At 43.3% G+C, this 19400-nt stretch carries 16 protein-coding genes and 1 tRNA gene; 5 read left to right on the top strand and 12 right to left on the bottom strand.

Annotated elements, in window-relative coordinates; translation table 11 throughout:
* Positions 1-5: 5 nt before the first annotated feature.
* Genes Q7U33_RS08910 through Q7U33_RS08890 form a run of 5 tightly spaced genes read right to left on the bottom strand, consistent with a single transcriptional unit; the run spans position 6 to position 3697 of the window.
* Positions 6-959: an acyl-CoA synthetase gene (locus tag Q7U33_RS08910; protein WP_304859896.1), complete on the bottom strand. Its 954-nt coding sequence runs from the start codon at positions 957-959 to the stop codon at positions 6-8.
* Positions 956-1348: a hypothetical protein gene (locus Q7U33_RS08905; protein WP_304859894.1), complete on the bottom strand. Its 393-nt coding sequence runs from the start codon at positions 1346-1348 to the stop codon at positions 956-958. Before Q7U33_RS08905 ends, Q7U33_RS08910 begins: the two co-directional genes overlap by 4 nt.
* Positions 1326-2753 (bottom strand): AMP-binding protein, encoded by a 1428-nt coding sequence (locus Q7U33_RS08900; protein WP_304859891.1) that lies wholly within the window; start codon positions 2751-2753, stop codon positions 1326-1328. The genes Q7U33_RS08905 and Q7U33_RS08900 overlap by 23 nt, the downstream gene beginning before the upstream one ends.
* A gap of 11 nt (positions 2754-2764) precedes the next feature.
* Positions 2765-3409, bottom strand: a complete 645-nt coding sequence (locus Q7U33_RS08895; protein ID WP_304859889.1) for a hypothetical protein — start codon at positions 3407-3409, stop codon at positions 2765-2767.
* Between the two features lie 18 nt (positions 3410-3427).
* Complete coding sequence (locus Q7U33_RS08890; protein ID WP_304859887.1) at positions 3428-3697, bottom strand: phosphopantetheine-binding protein; 270 nt, start codon at positions 3695-3697, stop codon at positions 3428-3430.
* 219 nt (positions 3698-3916) lie between these two features.
* On the opposite strand from Q7U33_RS08890, the gene rlmF reads away from it, so the two are divergent.
* Positions 3917-4864: a 23S rRNA (adenine(1618)-N(6))-methyltransferase RlmF gene (gene rlmF / locus Q7U33_RS08885; RefSeq protein ID WP_304859885.1), complete on the top strand. Its 948-nt coding sequence runs from the start codon at positions 3917-3919 to the stop codon at positions 4862-4864.
* Between the two features lie 40 nt (positions 4865-4904).
* On the opposite strand, the gene Q7U33_RS08880 is transcribed toward rlmF, so the two are convergent.
* Genes Q7U33_RS08880 through Q7U33_RS08870 form a run of 3 tightly spaced genes read right to left on the bottom strand, consistent with a single transcriptional unit; the run spans position 4905 to position 8573 of the window.
* Complete coding sequence (locus Q7U33_RS08880) at positions 4905-6644, bottom strand: bifunctional diguanylate cyclase/phosphodiesterase (RefSeq protein ID WP_304859882.1); 1740 nt, start codon at positions 6642-6644, stop codon at positions 4905-4907.
* A 2-nt stretch (positions 6645-6646) separates the two neighbouring features.
* Complete coding sequence (locus Q7U33_RS08875) at positions 6647-7090, bottom strand: response regulator (RefSeq protein ID WP_304859879.1); 444 nt, start codon at positions 7088-7090, stop codon at positions 6647-6649.
* Positions 7062-8573 carry a PAS domain S-box protein gene (locus tag Q7U33_RS08870; RefSeq protein WP_304859877.1) on the bottom strand — a complete coding sequence of 504 codons (1512 nt, stop codon included), beginning with the start codon at positions 8571-8573 and terminating at the stop codon, positions 7062-7064. The genes Q7U33_RS08875 and Q7U33_RS08870 overlap by 29 nt, the downstream gene beginning before the upstream one ends.
* A 396-nt stretch (positions 8574-8969) precedes the next feature.
* Here Q7U33_RS08870 and Q7U33_RS08865 point away from each other — a divergent pair, with 396 nt between their 5' ends.
* Positions 8970-10856: an EAL domain-containing protein gene (locus Q7U33_RS08865; RefSeq protein ID WP_304859874.1), complete on the top strand. Its 1887-nt coding sequence runs from the start codon at positions 8970-8972 to the stop codon at positions 10854-10856.
* Between the two features lie 196 nt (positions 10857-11052).
* On the opposite strand, the gene Q7U33_RS08860 is transcribed toward Q7U33_RS08865, so the two are convergent.
* A complete protein-coding gene (locus Q7U33_RS08860; protein WP_304859872.1) occupies positions 11053-13272 on the bottom strand; it encodes an OsmC domain/YcaO domain-containing protein in 2220 nt (739 codons plus the stop codon).
* Positions 13273-13407: 135 nt separating this feature from the next.
* Entirely contained in the window at positions 13408-14994 is a 1587-nt protein-coding gene (locus Q7U33_RS08855) for an autotransporter domain-containing protein (RefSeq protein ID WP_304859869.1), read from the bottom strand.
* 93 nt (positions 14995-15087) lie between these two features.
* On the opposite strand from Q7U33_RS08855, the gene Q7U33_RS08850 reads away from it, so the two are divergent.
* Positions 15088-16080, top strand: a complete 993-nt coding sequence (locus Q7U33_RS08850; RefSeq protein WP_304859867.1) for a hypothetical protein — start codon at positions 15088-15090, stop codon at positions 16078-16080.
* Between the two features lie 427 nt (positions 16081-16507).
* Here Q7U33_RS08850 and Q7U33_RS08845 read toward each other — a convergent pair.
* A tRNA-Arg gene (locus Q7U33_RS08845) sits at positions 16508-16584 on the bottom strand.
* 163 nt (positions 16585-16747) lie between these two features.
* Here Q7U33_RS08845 and Q7U33_RS08840 point away from each other — a divergent pair.
* Together Q7U33_RS08840 and Q7U33_RS08835 are read left to right on the top strand one after the other, a co-directional pair.
* Positions 16748-17605, top strand: coding sequence for a cytochrome c5 family protein (locus tag Q7U33_RS08840; RefSeq protein ID WP_304859865.1), 858 nt, complete (start codon positions 16748-16750; stop codon positions 17603-17605).
* A 97-nt stretch (positions 17606-17702) separates the two neighbouring features.
* Complete coding sequence (locus Q7U33_RS08835; protein WP_304859862.1) at positions 17703-18542, top strand: symmetrical bis(5'-nucleosyl)-tetraphosphatase; 840 nt, start codon at positions 17703-17705, stop codon at positions 18540-18542.
* On the opposite strand, the gene Q7U33_RS08830 is transcribed toward Q7U33_RS08835, so the two are convergent.
* Positions 18531-19334, bottom strand: coding sequence for a 1-acyl-sn-glycerol-3-phosphate acyltransferase (locus Q7U33_RS08830; protein ID WP_304859859.1), 804 nt, complete (start codon positions 19332-19334; stop codon positions 18531-18533). The genes Q7U33_RS08835 and Q7U33_RS08830 overlap by 12 nt on opposite strands.
* Positions 19335-19400: the final 66 nt, after the last annotated feature.

The raw sequence follows: 19400 nt of genomic DNA, 5'->3' as shown, positions 1-19400 counted from the left end.
TCTTTTCATTGATGCTTCTTTTCACTTAACGAGGCAGGTACTGATTGCCAGTAGTCAAAAAAGTTAAACCAATTATAAGGCGCTAAACGCGTATAGCGATTCAGCAATTCAGTATAGCGGGCAATTGCAACGTTTACCGCTTGGTCACGCTGGCCGCGCGGTATATCAGTAAAATCTGCCAGCGTTTCAAAATGTACTTGATAGCGATTATCGCCCATATATAAACCTGTCATGAACACCACTGGGCGTCGCAGTAAAGCTGCCATGCGGAATGGCCCAGTTGGGATTGCCGCAGTTGCACCTAACAACTCCACGTGCGCCATAGGCTCATCTCCTAATGTTCTATCGGACAGCATCCCCACTAGCATGCCTTCGTTCAGGTGTTCTTGTATTTGCAGCATAGAATCAATATGACCTAAAGGGATAACGTCCATGGAGGCCTCGGGGTTGATCGCGGCAAGCATAGCATTGATTTTCTGGGCATTGTCTTTGTGCATGACCATCGCCACGCTCAAGCCGGGCACTTTTCGACCGATGGCACGCATCACTTCAAAACTGCCTAAATGTGCACCCATCAGCAGCACGCCTTTTTTGGCATCGATTAATGGACGAATGGCGCTTTCGCCCTGAATTTCGATATCAAATAAATCGTAACGGCGATTGATAAGATAAATGCGATCGTGGATGGTAGAGGCAAAACAGAAAAAGTGTTTATACATATCTACAAAAGTGGCTGGTCTACCTAAGGCGCGTGGCAAATAGCCTAAAGACGCGCGGCGGCTAGCGGGGGCAAACAATACAAAATAAAGTGCAATTAAATGCAGTACAGAACGGCCAGCACGACGGCCTAGGCGCAGCGATATCCAACTCATGATGCGCAACATCAGCATATTGCTACGCTCTTTATGCTTGAGCCAAGGCGCAGATTTCTGGTAAGTGCTTTCCTTAGGCTGTGTCATTTTTCACTATCTAATGACTTGGTTAATTGTGTAGTTAATGGCTTGGATTTCAATGTCAAATTGCCAACTACAATTTTGCGGCTATCTTTTTCCAACCCCTCACATAGCACTTCAAATTTAATGGCGCCATTCGCTGATTGTTCATGCTCGATGATGATTGATTCTCCAGGCTTCAAAGGGCTCAGGAATTTGACCGAGCTAACCTGCCAATCTGTAGCAGGCAACCCAGTATCGGTAACAATGGCATGCATCACTTCATCTAACAACACGACACCTGGTACGATAGGCGTGCTAGGGAAGTGTCCAGCAAACGCGGGATGATTTGTCGGGATACTAAGCGCTTTTTGCTTTTTCATGGCTGCATTTTCAATGGTTGCATTCAGCTTCATTAGGACGCATATGTTGGCTAATAAGTTTTTTTAATGCATTGCGCGGTAATTTACCAGTGCTGTTGCGCGGTAATGATTCCACAAACAACAGTGGCCTCGGTAAAAATACTGGATCTATGCGGGTGCGTAATTCAGCTAATATTTGAGCCGTAGTTAGATTGGGTGCCACTACACATGCGCACAGGCGCGTAACATGGTCATGCGAGCGCTCATCTGGCATGAAGAAAGCACCATCGATAACGCCGCTGATGCTATTCAAATGATGGTTAAGGTTGCCTAGTGAGCTGCGCTTACCAGCGATATTGATGATGTCTTGCATGCGGCCTTGCAGCAGAAAGTGGTCATGATCAATAGGTTCAATCACATCGTTCAGCGGTACGGCTATTTCCACATGCCCACCTTCAGCCCAAAATCGTTCATCACGTGCACTTAAGCGCACATCGGGCAAGAGCTGCCATTGTTCTGTCTTGGTAGTGCGGCGAGTGGCAATCTGGCCAGTCTCAGTGCTGCCATATATTTCGATCAAAGGCGCTTTTAGCGATACTTCTACTTTATGCGCCAGCGCAGTGGATAAAGGCGCCGTGGCGGAGATGACCATAGAGAGTTTGGGCAGTGTCATTTCCGCATCTAATAACAATCGTAAGTGCAACGGTGTAGAAACCAATATGCGTTTGGCGGTTATGTCAGTTAATGCGGCTGCAATATCTGCTGGGTAAAAAGGTTGTTCGCCACTTAAGACATTACCACTTTGTAATGGTAGCAATACAGAGGATTCAAAGCCATACATATGCTGTGGTGGAATCGTACCTAAAATCGTATAGTCAGCATTAGTCTCAAGCCCGAGTCGCTCACCTTGCGCTTGGACATTGCGCACCAGCGAACCCCAGCTTTTTTTATGCGGCACAGGGGTGCCAGTAGAACCTGAAGTAAAAACAATGGCGGCAAGCTGCTTAGCATCTATCTGTGGAATTTCTGGTAGCAGGATTTCCAAAAGCTGAGCTTTAGAATACAGACCTCGAGAATGCAGATCTTTAGAATGTGAGTGCTGCGTCTGTGCGGAGGTTTCAGGTGTTACAGGGTAGCTCAACTTAGGTAATGCGATATCGCAGTCTTTATTGTCGTGCAGGCAAAATACATCAGCAGCAAATGCTTGTAGCTGTTGGACCATTTCTGGCGTGTGGGTGGGGGGTAGCAGGCTCACTTTATTGCTGACCAACGCCGCAGCGAAACCGACGGCAAAGTGATAACGGTCGCGGCATACATTCAATACGTGCTTACCAGCTGGCAAAGTAGCGGTTAGATACGCCACATCCGCTAAAAACTGCTCAACCGAAACTGGCGCACCTTTCCGCCATGCAATGGTTTTGTTAAGTGCAGAATGAGCGATTAAAGGTAATTTTTGCATGACATATTAACTTAATGAGTGCTTTTGGAGTCCAGATAAGCACGCACGGCATCCAATACATTGCCCTTAGGCAAGTCGGATAGCACTTGTCGGCGCACCATAAACTCTACAATGAACATAAGTGCGACTAAAGGCAGTGTTAAAAAATTCACAAAGAATGACCAGTTAGTCAGCGGTGTGAGAAAATACAACAAGCTTGATACCAATATCATCATGGCAAAGAATATGACCCAAGCGATGGTCACTTTATACGCATAACGCTCATGGACAAGAGGCAATGTACCACCATGGATAAGCTCAGCAAAATGTACACATAAAGCTTTACGGCCAGGTAGCAACGTTCTACTAAAAGTCAGGAGCAGGATTAACATCAGGCCGATATCCAGCAACCAGAATATTGATGCGGTATGTTGTTGAATCAGCGGCAATGCCAACCAGCTAGCAATTAAGAAAAATAGTAGGAGACCGAAGCCTAGAAGTTTTGAAGTCACGCTTAATGCAAAAGATAGCGTAATGATTAGTAGTGGTGCTAACGCTAGCAGGGCGCCGAGCATGGATGACTGCCCTGACGTGTTGACGTGATGAACGAGTGCTGCATAGATCACGATGACTAACACAATGCCAATGCCGCGCATGATTTTCAAGGCTTTTAACATAGCGCAGTGATTGCAGTGTTATTTAGTTTTATGGGCGGCAACATAGGCTGCAAGATTGCGCAACGAACTAAAAATCTGGTGATTATTTTCGTTATCTGATTTAAGTTGCAGGCCATATTGCTTTGAAACGACCAGTGCGACTTCCAATATATCAATCGAATCCAAACCCAGCCCATCACCATATAGTTGGGCATCAGGTTCTATATCAGTGGCAGCGACATCCAGATTCAATGCCTGTACCATCAGTTCAGAAATTTCAAGTTGTAGAGCAGTGTTATTTTCTATCATAGCGGTCTTTTAATAGTAGTTTCAAATGAAAACTTGTCGAAGTTTAATGCGCAAAGAAATGCATTTTAACAGCATTGTGAACTGACCAAGTAAGCAACTATAACTAAACAGCGCTGGTTTATATTTTGTATTTCCGATTCATTTCATTTAGTGGCATTATCTAGCCCTATTGATAGACGCTACTCATTACAATTTTCTTAATTTGGTTGCTAAAAACTAGTGAAACCCGACAATACAAAATCTGAACTACATCCGCGTAATCGACATCGTGCGCGCTACGACTTTGATCAGCTTATTCAGACTAGTTCAGCATTGGCTACTTATGTGAAGCTAAACAAATATGGCGATGCTTCTATCGATTTTTCTGATGCACAAGCGGTTAAGGTGCTTAATCAGGCATTGCTCAAACAGTTTTATGGGGTGCTTGTTTGGGATATTCCCAAGCAGTATCTCTGCCCACCCATTCCTGGACGTGCGGATTATTTGCATTATATTGCCGATTTACTGAGTGCAGGTAATGCAGGGGTGATTCCAAAAGGGCAATCTGTTCGTGTGTTAGATATTGGCGTAGGCGCCAATATGATTTATCCGCTGATAGGCACACGTGAATATGGCTGGCAGTTTGTGGGGGCTGATATAGATGCTAAGGCATTGGATAATGCGCAACAGATTCTGGATGCGAATGCGCTTTCTAACGACGTTGAGCTACGCTTACAGACTTCACCCGCGTCAATTTTTAAAGGCATGATTAGGCAAGGTGAGAAGTTTACTTTGACAATGTGTAACCCACCTTTTCATGGGTCTTTAGAGGAGGCAAAAGCTGGCACACAGCGCAAGTGGCGTGGTTTAGGTAAGCATCTTGCTAAGCGAGGGCCGAATGAAAAATCTCCGATGCTGAACTTTGGCGGGCAAAATGCAGAACTCTATTGCGAGGGCGGTGAAGAGGCCTTTGTGTCTGCCATGATAAGTGAAAGTAAGCTGTATGAAAGACAATGTGTTTGGTTTACTACGCTTATCTCAAAGGCCGCTAACTTGCCCAGCGTTTACCGAGCACTTAAAAAAGTGAATGCGCTAGATGTTAGAACAATCGATATGTCGCAAGGTCAAAAGAAAACACGTATTGTTGCTTGGACGTTTTTAAATGCAAGCCAACAACACACTTCCTAATTTCACTACTTTCTCATTCTTAAAGTAGTGAAATTCGTTTTTATGCATTACAGATGGCTTTAAGTAATTTTGGATGGTAGTTTTCCACAAAACTGGCAAAATCGTTAGGGGAAAGTGGTTTGGAGAAAAGGTATCCCTGAAACATATCTGCACCGTATTGACAACACAGCCGTGCTTGTTCAATAGTTTCAACCCCCTCAACAATGACATCGAGATCTAAACTCTTTGCTAGGGTGATAATCGCCTTTAGTACGCGGCAGTCTGATGCACTATCGGGTACGTTTTGTACAAATGAGCGATCTACCTTTAATATTGACGCAGGTAGCCACTTTAGATAGGCCATTGATGAGTATCCTGTGCCAAAATCATCAATGGCTACATTGACACCAAACTTCTTGATTTTGTTCAGAATCATGGATGTTTTGTCAAAGTCTGACACTAAAACACCTTCTGTGACTTCTATGGATAGGCAATTGCCAGTTAAGCCTGCATTATCTAAATCAGATTTGATTGAAGTCTGAAAACTTTCATCTTTTAGCGATTGCTCTCCTGCATTAATCGCTAGACGGAAGTTGTCATCAACCAGTTTATTTAAGCGCCATTCAGCTAGTTGCTTACATGCTGAATGTCTACTCTCCGAGTCTATTTCGGATAAAAATCCAAGCTCTTCCACGTCATCTAGAAAGTCGCCTGGAGACAGAATTCCTTTTGTTGGGTGATTCCAGCGTAGTAGCATTTCTGCACCACAAATATTAAAATTTTTGGCATCAATCACTGGCTGGTAATATTGTAATAATTGACTTTGGAGCGTGCCTGAACGTAATTGCTGCTCGATTGAAATTTTGTTCATCACGCGCTCTTGCAAGCCTTCGGTAAAAAAGTGGAAGCCATTTCTTCCAAGTTGTTTAACGTGATACATCGCGAGGTCTGCATGTTTTAGCATGTCCTCCGCAGTTTGTGCGCATTTTGGATAGGTGGATATGCCAATGCTGCAGGAAATAAAATGCTGTGTATTAGAAAGTGTGATTGGAGCACTCAAGCTATCCTTAATGCGTTGTGCAAGTATGCCGATTGAGGTTTCAATTTCTACATCATGCACAAGGATTGCAAACTCATCCCCACCAAGCCTGCATACAATATCGCCTTCACGGATGACTGTCTGCAATATATTTGCAACCTGTTGCAAGAGTTTATCTCCCATGTCATGGCCTAGGCTGTCATTGATGAGTTTAAAGTTATCAATATCTAGAAAAAGTAATCCGACATTACTCTCAGTTCGCTGTGCCCGAAGTATCGCAGTGCGCAAAGACTCCTCAAAAGAGTATCTATTGGATAGACCTGTCATTGGGTCATTTTCAGCTAAGAACTTTAGTCTGGCATATGTTTCCATTAGCTGTTGATTCAGTGCATGACGTGCCTGTGCGTGTACTAAGGCTTTGGTTAAATGGCGATTTGATAGTTCATTTTTAAGTAAAAAGTCTTGCGCGCCAGCAATAATGCAATCCCTTTCAATGATTTCATCATCAACAATGCCAGTTAAGATGACGACTGCCGCATGCTTGCTGGCATGATTGGTGAGTTTACTTAGTATATCGAGACACTCCATGTCTGGTAGCCGATAATCAAGTAGCACAACATCGAACGTACTCTCTTCAAACAACTTTAATGCAGAAACTGCGGTGCTTGCATGCACAATATCTTTGATTAGTTTTGGACTTTGTAGCACGCGGACAACAGCCATCCGATCTAGCTCATCATCGTCAACAAGTAGTAATCTCATGTTTACTCCTTAGTTACTGGCAGTTCTACTAATCTCCAGTAATGTTCAATCAAGCCAATCACTTCAAGAAAGTCTCTATCCATGTGCTGTTTGAGTACATAACCTGCAACGTGCTCACGATAGGCGGCCACTAAATCCTCATCAGACTTTGATGTGGTGAGGACAAATACAACGGCATGCGTCAATAATGGGTCCGTGCGCAAGACCTGAAGAAACTCTAGCCCACCCATGCGCGGCATATTCAGGTCGAGCAATATGATGAAGGGGGCAGGAATAGCGCCAGCGCGTAATAAATCTAATGCTTCCTGACCATCTCTGGCCCGGTGGACAGTGTTAAGTAACCGAAGCTTGCGCAGTGCTCGTTCTAAAGCGATGGCATCAATATCATCATCGTCTACTACGAGTAGCGTGACTTCTTTATAGTTTTGCTTGAGCGTTGTTTGCAATGGACACCTTCCCGTCTATCTTAATTGGCCAAGTGAAGCAGATGCTCGTACCACGTTTACCATCAGACACGATACTAGTTCGACCACCGTAGGTTTCTACAATTTTCTTGACGAGCGCCAACCCCATGCCGCTACCTTCTACTTCATCCCGGGGTCGCAATGTCTGAAACATGACAAATACACGATTGTGGTATGCAGATGGAATGCCAGGGCCATCATCGGTTACGCTGAATTCGTAGTAATCTTTATTTTTCACTTGCCAATCCAAGTGGATGTTGCCACTTGAACAGTCATGATGTTTGATTGCGTTAGTAAACAGATTGCGAAGCACTTGTTCCAATGGTGTTGCAAGTGTGGTGAAAACGGGGAGGTCATCGGCGATACTCAGTTTGAATCCATCAGGAGGTGCTTGCATCTCGAAAATATTTTGAGCTAGCACTCCAAGATCTATTTGACTGATACCGCCTTCTAGCCTTCCTGCGCGCGAGTAAGCCAGCAAATCATCTAGTAAATGCTCCATACGGAGTAGTCGACCACGGAGTAAATCCATGTGACTTGAGATAGATGCAGCGTTTCCATTGCTGAGGTCTTCTTCAATCCATTGGGATATCTGAAAAATTCCCCGTAATGGCGATTTAAGGTCGTGTGATGCAACATAGGCAAATGTCGCTAACTCCTTGTTACTTCGCTCTAACTCATCGTGATGTTCGGCAAGTTTTTCACTTGCTTTTACACGCGCTGAAATATCGGTAATGGCTGACAGCACTTTGATGCCATCTTCAGTTTCAATCGGGTTAAGGCCTACTTCTACGGGGAACTCACTACCATCCTTATGGCGTCCAAATAGATCGCGCCCAATCCCCATGGCTCTTGGCTGTAAATCTGAAAAGAACGAAGCACGATGTTGTGGATGGTGGTGTCGGAATCTCTCAGGTAGCAGGCAGTCAATAGATTGGCCCAGTAGCTCAGCCCTGCTGTAACCGAAAATCTTCTCGGCCTGCGTGTTAATCATTTCTATAGAACCAGATTTATCAACCATCACCATGGCATTAGGTGCAGCTTCGACTACCAAGCGAAAGCGCTCCTCCATGCGTTTACGCGCTGAGATATCGGTGATGGCGGACAGCACTTTGATGCCATCTTTAGTTTCAATCGGGTTAAGGCCTACCTCTACGGGGAACTCGCTACCATCCTTGCGGCGGCCAAATAGGTCGCGCCCAATCCCCATGGCTCTTGGCTGTAAATCTGAAAAGAACGAAGCACGATGCTGTGGATGGTGATGTCGGAATCTTTCAGGCAGCAGGCAATCAATAGATTGGCCTAGCAGCTCAGCCCTGCTGTAACCGAAAATCTTTTCGGCCTGTGTGTTAACCATTTCTATCAAGCCAGATTTATCGACTAATACCATGGCATTAGGCGCTGCCTCGACTATCTGGCGAAATCGGTCATCCGTTTGTTTTATATCACGAGTGTTGTCAGTCATGATATTGGTTTTTTTGTATGCGCTCACTAGGCTGTTACCCCAAAACCCCTACTTTAAGTATGGTATTTTTCATGTGAATCATGGGCTTATCTTAAAACTTTATGCTTAAATAAGATATAAGTTTTAAGTGAAAATATTTTAAATTTCACTGTTTTTAGAATTTGGTATGAGTTGGAGCCGCATCAAATATACAAACCTATTATTTAGTTTAAATAGATTTTTCTTCTGTGGCTTCAGTTGATGAAGCAAAACAAACTGGACGTAATAAATCTCTTGTGCGCTTGTTGATTCTGTCAAAGAGCGTATCGAAAATTTTTTCATGTTTCAATTATTTATCTGGGCGCAAATAAGTTAATATATGATTTCACTATATCTGGCGTGCCTTTAAGGGAAGTAATGTTTTTTATTGAGTTGATTCATAACATCACTTTGCTGGTTGCGCTCACCACTATCTATCAAGTCGTTTTATCAAGAAACAAAAAAAATCCACTGACACAAGTATTGCTTTTTGGTGTTTTGTTTGGGCTGGCAGGTGTCGTAGGCATGATGGCGCCTGTGCAGTATGGAAATGGCGTTATTTTTGACGGGCGTTCAATCATTTTGTTCATTGCGGGGATGTTTGGTGGTCCTTTATCCGCCTTGATTAGTGCATTAATTATCAGTCTTTATAGAGTTTGGCTAGGTGGTGGTGGGGTACTTGTTGGTATTGCCGTCACCGTTGTATCTGCTTCAATAGGTGTCGCGTTTTATTTTTATAGAAAAAGTGTTGGTGGCTCATTGAAGGCGCTCTCGCTCCTAGGTGCTGGGTTGCTAGTGCATGTCATCATGCTGAGCTTATTCTTATACTTACCAAACGGAATCGGCGTCAATGTAATCAAAGAGCTTGGTCCAACTATTATGTTGTTTTATCCAGTGGCCACTATGTTGATTTGTCTTCTTTTTCAAGACTACGAGGAGAAAGAGCTTAGCCGTGGGGAGTTGCATCGATTGGCATACTACGATTCATTAACTGGGTTGCCTAATCGATCATTGCAGATTGAACGTCTGAATCACTCTTTATCAATATGTAAAAGTGCTGGATGCAAAGGCGCACTTATCTTACTAAATTTAGATCGCTTTAAAACACTGAACGATGCGCGCGGACATGCCGTTGGCGACATGTTGTTATGTTTAGTGGCAGATCGGCTCAAGCCCCTTATCGAGGCCGAGGGCGTGTTGGCAAGAATGTCGGCAGACGAGTTTGCTGTATTGATAAAAAATAATGCGAGTAATTCAGTAGATGTTGAAACTGCTGCACATCAATTGGCAGATAAGATTCAAATTGCCCTGAAGTTTCCAATTCAGCTAGGGGAAGATGAAATATCAGCTTCCAGCAGTATTGGCATCACAACCTTCCCAATTAATGCAGAAGACATAGCGGGTGATGTGTTTCGTAGAGCAGACACGGCCATGCATCAAGCTAAGCAAAATGGTGGAAACCAAAGTATTTTGTTTGAACAGTCGATGGCAAGTGTGGCTGAGCAACGATTTAAGATAGAGCGCGAGCTACGTATGGCGATACCTGCAGGAGAGTTGATGCTATACCTGCAATCGCAAGTGAGCGCAGCTGGCACCCTTGTAGGGGCTGAGGCTTTAGTTCGATGGCAGCATCCAGAGCGGGGCTTAGTGCCACCTTCTTTGTTTATTCCCGTGGCTGAAGAAACTGACTTGATTGTTGATGTCGATGTTTGGGTACTTACTCAAACCTGCCGAATCTTGGCAGCACAAGATGTTTATAGTTTACCGCTAAGAATTTCCGTCAATATTAGTCCAAGGCACTTCCGTCAGCGAAGTTTTGTTGCCAGCATTAAAAAGATTCTTGCTGATACTGGTGCTGACCCCACGCACTTAACACTAGAAGTGACTGAGGGCTTGGTCATTGATAATATTAGTGAGGTCGTTGCCAAAATGACTGAACTTACTTTGTTGGGAATTCACTTCTCGCTTGATGATTTTGGTACTGGATACTCTTCCCTAAGTCATCTAAAACGACTCCCGATTCATGAGTTGAAGATAGATAAAACTTTTGTTCAGGATGCGCCAACAGACCCGGATGATGCCGCTCTGGTTGAATCTGTATTGGCAATTGCTAAACACATGAAGCTAAATGTAGTGGCTGAAGGGGTTGAAACGCAAGAACAGGCTGATTTTTTAAATGCTAGGGCTGAGGTGATTCACCAAGGCTACTTGTACAGCAAACCTGAGCCTTCAGCTAGCTGGGTTAAAAGCCTAGCTAAACAATAAACCAGGGTCAAACAATAAATCTAGCCAAACAGTAAACCAGAAACAAACTATAACGAGAGTGCATGATTGTTGTTAAAGAAATTAATCTCACAATCACACACTATTTGCAATAGGTGGAAAACTCAAAACAGCGCTCAATCAGTCGCTTTTGAGGGCGGTAAACCTGTTTCAGCACAAGAAGCCATGACGCGTAATCCTAACTGGCCTTAGTCGACATATTGGCACGAGCCGTATGTAATTTTCTGTAGCTGTCGATTAAGCGGTGGTGCCTGTCAAGTCCGTCCAGTTTTATACTGGTGGGCGTCAAGCCGAAGAAACGCACGCTGCCATCTACTGAACCTAGAACAGCGTCCATCCGAGCATTGCTAAACATCCGACGGAAGTTGACCACATAGTCCTCGAGTTCTAGGTCGTCATCCAGCAGAACCTCCAGCACCACATTCAAGGCCTGATAAAACAACCCGCGCTCGACTGTGTTGTCGTTGTATTGCAGGAAAGCACCCACCAGTTCATGTGCCTCATCAAATTGCTGCAAGGCGAGATGAATCAGCAGTTTCAATTCCAGCACGGTTAGCTGACCCCAGGCCGTATTCTCGTCAAATTGGATGCCGATCAAGGTGGCGATATCGCCGTAATCATCTAGCTCGTTATGCTCTAAACGTTCAATTAATGCTTCTAGGCTGGCATCGTCCAGACGATGCAGGTTCAAAATATCACCGCGGAACAACAGCGCCTTGTTAGTGTTATCCCAGACCAGATCTTCAATCGGGTAAATTTCGGAATAGCCTGGCACCAATATCCGACAAGCAGTTGCGCCTAGCTGGTCATACACCGCGACATATGCTTCTTTGCCCATGGCTTCGAGAATGCCAAACAAGGTCTTAGCTTCCTTGGCATTGGAGTCCCCAGATTTTCTTTCTTGGCCCTGGCCTGAGAAATCCCACTCCACAAAATCGTAATCTGATTTAGTGCTAAAGAAACGCCACGACACAATGCCGCTGGAATCGATGAAGTGTTCAACAAAGTTATTAGGCTCAGTTACAGCTTCACTGGCAAATGTGGGCTGAGGCAAGTCGTTCAGGCCTTCTAAACTGCGACCTTGCAATAGCTCTGTCAGGCTCCGCTCCAGTGCCACTTCTAAACTTGGATGCGCGCCGAACGAGGCAAACACACCGCCTGTTCGCGGGTTCATCAAAGTGACGCACATTACTGGATAGTTGCCGCCTAGCGATGCATCTTTGACCAGCACTGGAAAGCCTTGCGCTTCTAAGGCTTGAATGCCAGCCAGAACGCTAGGATATTTAGCTAACACTTCTTGCGGCACATCGGGTAAGGCGATTTCACCTTCGAGAATTTCGCGTTTGACTGCTCGCTCAAAAATCTCCGATAAGCATTGCACCTGCGCTTCGGCCAAAGTATTGCCAGCACTCATGCCATTGCTGACGTAGAGATTTTCAATCAGGTTAGATGGGAAATACACGACCTCGCCATCCGACTGGCGCACAAATGGCAACGAGCAAATACCGCGTTCGGCATTGCCAGAGTTGGTATCGATCAGATGCGAACCACGCAACTCGCCATCAGGATTGTAGATATCCAGGCAGTGCTCATCTAGAATCTCTTTTGGCAACGTATCTTTACGACCTGGCTTAAACCAGCGCTCATTTGGGTAATGCACAAACGCTGCGTTAGCAATGTCTTCACCCCAAAATGCACCCGCATAGAAATGGTTGTTGCTCAGTCGCTCGATATACTCACCCAATGCCGACGCCAACGCGCTTTCCTTGGTTGCACCTTTTCCGTTAGTAAAACACATGGGCGAGTGCGCATCACGAATATGCAATGACCACACATTAGGAATGATATTGCGCCAAGAAGCGATTTCAATCTTGATGCCCAAGCTCGCCAGCAGTCCTGACATATTGGCGATGGTTTGCTCCAAGGGCAGATCTTTACCCGTGATATAGGTATTTGCCTCAGAAGTCGTATTCATCACTAGCAGCGCCTGTGCATCAGCGTCCAGATTTGTGACTTCTTCAATCACAAACTCCGGCCCAGCTTGCACCACTTTTTTAACTGTACAACGGTCGATGGAGCGCAAAATCCCTTGGCGGTCTTTGTCGGAGATATCTGGTGGCAACTCGACTTGAATCTTGAAAGTCTGCTGATAACGGTTTTCCGGATCAACAATATTGTTATGCGAAAGGCGGATGTTTTCGGTAGGAATATTGCGTGTGTCGCAGTACAGCTTCACAAAATATGCCGCACACAAGGCGGATGACGCCAAAAAATAATCGAAAGGGCCAGGCGCTGAGCCATCGCCTTTATAGCGAATAGGTTGGTCGGCAATCACCGTGAAGTCATCGAATTTAGCTTCAAGACGTAATTTATCGAGAAAGTTGACTTTAATTTCCATGGGAATTATTCCGAAAATACTGCAAAAATGATGTGGGCGCTATTATCCCTCACAACGCTAATACCGTGTAATCCATTGATGCATTTCACATCTGCTGCTTAAAAGGATTTAGGTGATCTGTACAGAACAGAACACTTAAAAACCTAAATTAACATCTAACCTGAAGTTGTTGGCATGATACGAACTCGAACCAGAAGAGGCTGTGTATGCCAAATCAACAATGATGTTCTTTTGAGCTTTGTATCTGAGACCAAGACCTACTGATCCAAAGTCTTGTGGTGTGATATTAGCGGCAAGATTGTAATTTTGACTACTCGCACCTAAGTTGGAAAAGTACATATTCTGACTCATATCGCCGCCAAAGTTATATGTATATTGAACTTTGAGTGAAGGCGTAAGCGTAGCTGACGCTAACTTGATGTCATAAAATGCATTTAAGCCTGTTAATACGGTTTTGGAAGTAATCTTACTGTCATTATACGTTAACGCATTAGTTGAACCATTTTCCGAGTATTTATCAAGCCTAATAGACGTAATATCAGCTCTTATATAGGGTTGCAAACTGACGCGTTGAACTTGAATGATTGTACTTAATCCAAGACTACCAAATGCCACATGACCATCACGATTTCCAGATAAGTGTAGATTATCTGCGACAGACCAGCGCTTGTTACCAAATGAAGTCTTGCCATAGCCTAGCACACCATCAAGATACCAATTGGGTAAAACTTGATAGCTTCCGTAAATACTGCCAGTAGTTTGATGAGATTTAGTTTCACTTCCAAAGTCATCAATATCTGTCTTATCAAAACCATAGCCTAATGCACCACCAATAATCAGGCTATCAGCTAACTGATAATCAATACCTAATGTGATTCCTTGACTAGAAAATTTATTATTACCACCTTGCCTATCAATAGCACCATACTCCAAATTTCCAGTCGCCCATAAGCCTATTGGCAGATTACCAAAGACTCGCTCATTGAATGAAGGTAAATCGTTTGTTTCTGTGAGCATTGCATTGTCAGCATCGGACATGGTTTGTGGTTGCAGAGTATTTTCATTAGTATTTCCTGCAAGAATGATAGGCTTTCGTATAGGTTCTTTAGGTAGAAATTTGACTTGTGAATTCTCAATTGAGACATTGCCACCTAACAATGATGTCAGCGAGCCAACTACTGGATTGCTACTACTCAAAGAAAAACTGTTATTCTTAACATTAAAGTTTTGATGAAGTCGTTGAAAATGGTCGGTTATGTTGTTGACCTGACTGGCTGTGAAGCGTTGAACAACATAGGATTGCATGGCCTGTTGATTTTGCGTTGTAACATCGACTGAAGGGTTGGTTCGAACACGCAAAATTAAATGTAGTGTGCTTTCTTTTTGGATGTTGTAATCTGAAAGTGTCCTGCCATCTTCAAGCTCCTTCCCTGCAAAAATCAATCGCTGTTGATCTGGTGAGATACCCTCTTTATCTTGAATCTTAGCTTTAACGTTTTCAATAGAATCACTAGGCTCCACATCAAGCGTAATGGTTTTTCCAGTAAGCGTTTTAACAAAAATTTGCATGGCAAATGCGGCGGGCGAAAGCATCAACATCATCAAAACCATGCCTAGCTTAGCTATGCTTTTAAAGAATATATTCTTTTCTGGCCTAACCGTTGAGGTAAAGCTAATACCATTTTGTTGAGAAACTAAGGTCAGGACGGACTGATTTTTCATAGTAATTTGTTCGTAATGCTTTAATTAGTCACGATTGTTATTTGGTTTATTATGTAGGCTAACATAATACTTATATAAATATCCTCAATAAAAATGCAATTTACAGAGATTCTTGATAAATTTAGGGCCTTAGGTGGCGTTGCAGAAAATATCGAATTACGCAATGGTCGTTATGGAAGGGGATTGTTCCCAATCAACCCTAATAAACCAATAAAAATAAAAATCCCAAGCAACCTACTTGCATCCCCAACCTGGCTAATTCTAGATAGTAACAATCATATTAGAATTAAGCTAAATCTTGGCTTAGACCCAGCATGGGTAGATTTTTATGAAAGCTATCAACAGTTTTTTGGATGGGGTAATGTTGTCATCAATGAGTTGAGCGAATATCACAATGAGCTTATAAATCTACCCAAAAAGATTAAGCAATTTCTGTTGCTTTTTGGTTGGTATGACGCTGATTTTGATAAAAAGAACATTAAAGATTACTTCAGTGAGTACCTTGCTAGCAGGCAGATTCGTATTGGGAGTGAATCAAAACTAATGCCCATCATTGAGCTAATAAATCACTCACATGACGGTAAGCAATACCTTGCCGATGATGGCATTAAGTTCGAGGGTACTTTTAAGGACGAAGTTTTAGCCTGTTACCATGGTAGTTTCGATGCATTACATTTCTTTAGAATTTATCATTTCAACTCAGAGTCAACTACGGTGATATCTTGTGATGTCAAAATAGACGTACCTAATGTAGGTTTTATTACCATTTCTAGATTTGACGCAATGTTGGATATTAAAGATGGCCTTGTCATACCAAGAATGATTAAGACGAAGTCTGGAATCCAGATAGATTTTATTGAACTCGTTAATAAAAAGAATAAACTAATGCCTAGAAAAATATTCACAGATGGAATACAGCGATTTAATATTCCGTTGTTGGTTGCAAATCAAATATTTGATGGCTTAATTGAACATAACCGCAAAGCCTATTCAGACTTTGTCAGTGAGTGTAGATTATCTAACAACAAGGTAGCAAAAGAACTTGAATCTATTGCATTAAACCAACTTAAACTTCTAAGTGCGTGACTAAGTCTCCAAGTTAATTGTCAGTTTTGTCTCGCTTGGGTGCAGAAGACGTGTTAATCCGCAAAGATGGCTTTCACATACTTGGACCTAGTCAAAAAAGTGGAAAAGCCGCTCCTCTAAAGATTTAATTTAACTTTAGAGGAAACAGCATGGCCAAAAGATACATCGTACAATTCAAACAATAGTCCAACAATTAGGAGTTGGTTACTCCACGTTGGATAACTGGCTACGGCAACACCGTAAAAGTATCAGCATTAATGAGCAGCGACAAACAACGCATACGGGAATTGGAAAAACAGATATCAGATTTAACTGAGGTCAACGAAATTCTAAAAAAGGCTCACGTGTACTTCATCAACAACCCAAGTCGATAAAGTACACGTTTATGCAGCAACACATTAAACATCTTGGTTTGTCTTATTGGATATGGCGCGCCCGGCGGGATTTGAACCCACTACCCTCGGCTTCGGAAACCGATACTCTATCCAAATGAGCTACGGGCGCACATTAATAGCGTTGCATTATAACAAACTGAAGTCTTGTTTGTTGTCTTATGCTTCTACGATTGTATTAAGTCATGGCGTTTTTTGCGTATGTGTTTTTTTACCTTAGGCTAAAGTGTAGGTATAATGAGATTTTTATCGATAATTTTTCAGGAACAAACGTAATGAGCAATGTAGATAATGAAGCTAACGGTTATTCTTTAGGGCAAACTCTGCTCGCAGTTTTCGCTGGTGTCGTTGGTGTTGTTGCATTTGTGGTGATTGTCGCCAAAATTTTTGGTGTGACAGATCCAGTTGAAGTTGATGAGCCTGTCGCTGTCGTTGCTAAGCTTGAAGAAAACATCAAGCCTGTTGCGGTTGTAGAAGTTGCTGAAGAGGTTTCTGGCGCGCCTGTTGGTAAGAGTGGTGCTGAAGTGGTAAAAGCCGTCTGTTCAATGTGTCACGCGGCAGGTTTAATGAACGCACCAAAAATTGGTGATAGTGGTCAGTGGGCACCGCGTATTGCACAAGGTTACGAAACTTTGGTAAAACATGCGATAGAGGGTATCCGTACGATGCCTGCACGTGGTGGTAATCCAGCATTAACAGATGATGAGGTTGCAAGCGCAGTAGTTGAAATGGCAAATGCCTCAGGTGCTAAATTTACAGCGCCTACACCAAAAGCAGCGGAAACTACGCCTGCTGCCGAAACTGAGCCTGTCAAAGCTGCTGAGCCAACAAAGTCATCTGATCTTGTTGCAGCAGCTGCTGCTTCTGCGCCAGAAGTCGTTGGCAAAAGCGGTGAAGAGGTTTATAAGTCAGCTTGCTTAATGTGTCATGGTGCTGGTTTGATGAACGCGCCAAAATTTGGTGATAAAGCACAATGGGCTCCACGTATTACACAAGGTTACGATACATTGGTAACTCATGCCGTTAAAGGTATACGTATGATGCCTGCGAAAGGTGGAAACCCTGCGTTATCAGAAGCAGAGGTTGCAGCTGCGGTAAAGCATATGGCAAATGCTGCAGGTGCTGGGTTTTAATTAGATTTTTAGTTTAAAGTAGTACACTAAAAGCCACTTACAGTTAAGTGGCTTTTTTATTGACGATAATATTTAATCATTAAGGTGGTGTTGATCTGTGGCTACTTATGCAATAGGGGATATACAAGGTTGCTATCATGCTTTTCAGGCATTGTTAGCACGTATTAGCTTTAACCAAGATAAAGATCAGCTTTGGCTGGTGGGAGACTTAATTAATCGTGGCAGTGGCACGCTGGAAGTGTTGCGCTGGTGCTATGCGCACCAGAACAGTTTGCGCATTGTTTTAGGTAACCATGATTTACACGCATTAGTGGTGGCTGAAGGTATCGTTTCTGCACATAAAGGCGACACATTAGATAGTTTGATGGTCGCAGAAGATCGTGATGTTTTGCTGACTTGGCTACGTCATCAGCCTCTAATTTATCAAGAGGGCGATTATTTAATGGTACATGCAGGTTTGTTGCCGCAGTGGACTGCTGAGGAGGCGCTTACTTATGCGGCAGAGGTGGAGTCTGTATTACGTGGTAAAGACTATCTACATTTTCTTACGCACATGTATGGCAATTTACCTACAAGTTGGAATCAAGATTTAACTGGTGTTGACCGTTTACGTGTGATTACTAATGCGGCCACTAGGCTACGTATATGTACGTTAGAGGGTGAAATGGAGTTTAAATTTAAGGGGGAGTTGCAAGATATCCCTAATGGATATATGCCGTGGTTTGATGTTCCTAATCGAGCCAGCAAAGATATACAGGTGATTTTTGGACACTGGTCTGCATTAGGGTTACAGCAACGAAGAAATGTATTTGCCCTGGATACGGGTTGCCTTTGGGGAGGGAGGTTAACGGCGATGGATTTAAATACAAAAGCGATTGTGCAGGTTGGCTCTCACCCTTTAGACCAACCAATTCAAATTAAAAAATCATCTTATTAATTGTTTGCGTATCAGGCTCTCAATATGCAGTGTGAGTGACCGCCTGTCCATGTTAGCATATTCAGGTGGTGAAATTGGTGTTAGAAAATTCAATACGATGACAGGGGCTTGCTGCAATAGCATATTGCTCATTGATTCAACCAGTGTGGTTTCTCCAGCGTAAGCTATTTTGGTATTGATGCTTCCATCTGAATTTGGATAGTGGATGGCTACTGGCCAAATAGTAGAGTTGGCAAGAATCGCTGCTTGTATCAGGCTACTTTTAAACGGTTTAATTTCAGTGCCGTCTGTTGTAGTGCCTTCTGGAAAAAAGCATAAGTTGTCGCCGTTTTGCAGGCTGGCATTGGCAATGTCAATCGTACGTTTAGCATCCTGTCGTTTATTGCGGTCAATAAATAGCGTGTTGGCTTTACTAACCAAATAGCCAAAAATAGGCCAGTTTTTAATTTCAGACTTAGCAATAAAACGTAATGGAACCAAACTGTTGAGCGCATGAATGTCAGACCATGAAATATGGTTAGCGACTAACATCGTGTTAGATGAGAAGGTAGCGTTTTTTGGGGGATTTCCTACTACTTTCACTTGAATATTGAATGCAGCAAGTAATTTTGAGCACCACCATTGAATAAGTTTTGCCTTTATTTGATTGCCAGCAAATGGAAATAAAATTGAGGCAATCGCCAAACCGACAAGTGTGTGTAATGAAATGCGCATCACTCTGAAATATCGGGTGATGGTGCTGGTTTGATGAGGGCTAGGAGCTGTCGTTTGCAAAGTATGTGAGCTAGTCAATGAGTTGACTTTTATTTTACATCAGTTGTACAAGCGTTACATTAGCTAATCTAACGCTATCAGCTG

The sequence above is a fragment of the Methylotenera sp. genome (assembly GCF_030653755.1).
Taxonomy (GTDB): domain Bacteria; phylum Pseudomonadota; class Gammaproteobacteria; order Burkholderiales; family Methylophilaceae; genus Methylotenera.
Note: the sequence above shows the minus strand (reverse complement) of the source record. Positions and strands in the feature narration are given on the sequence as shown.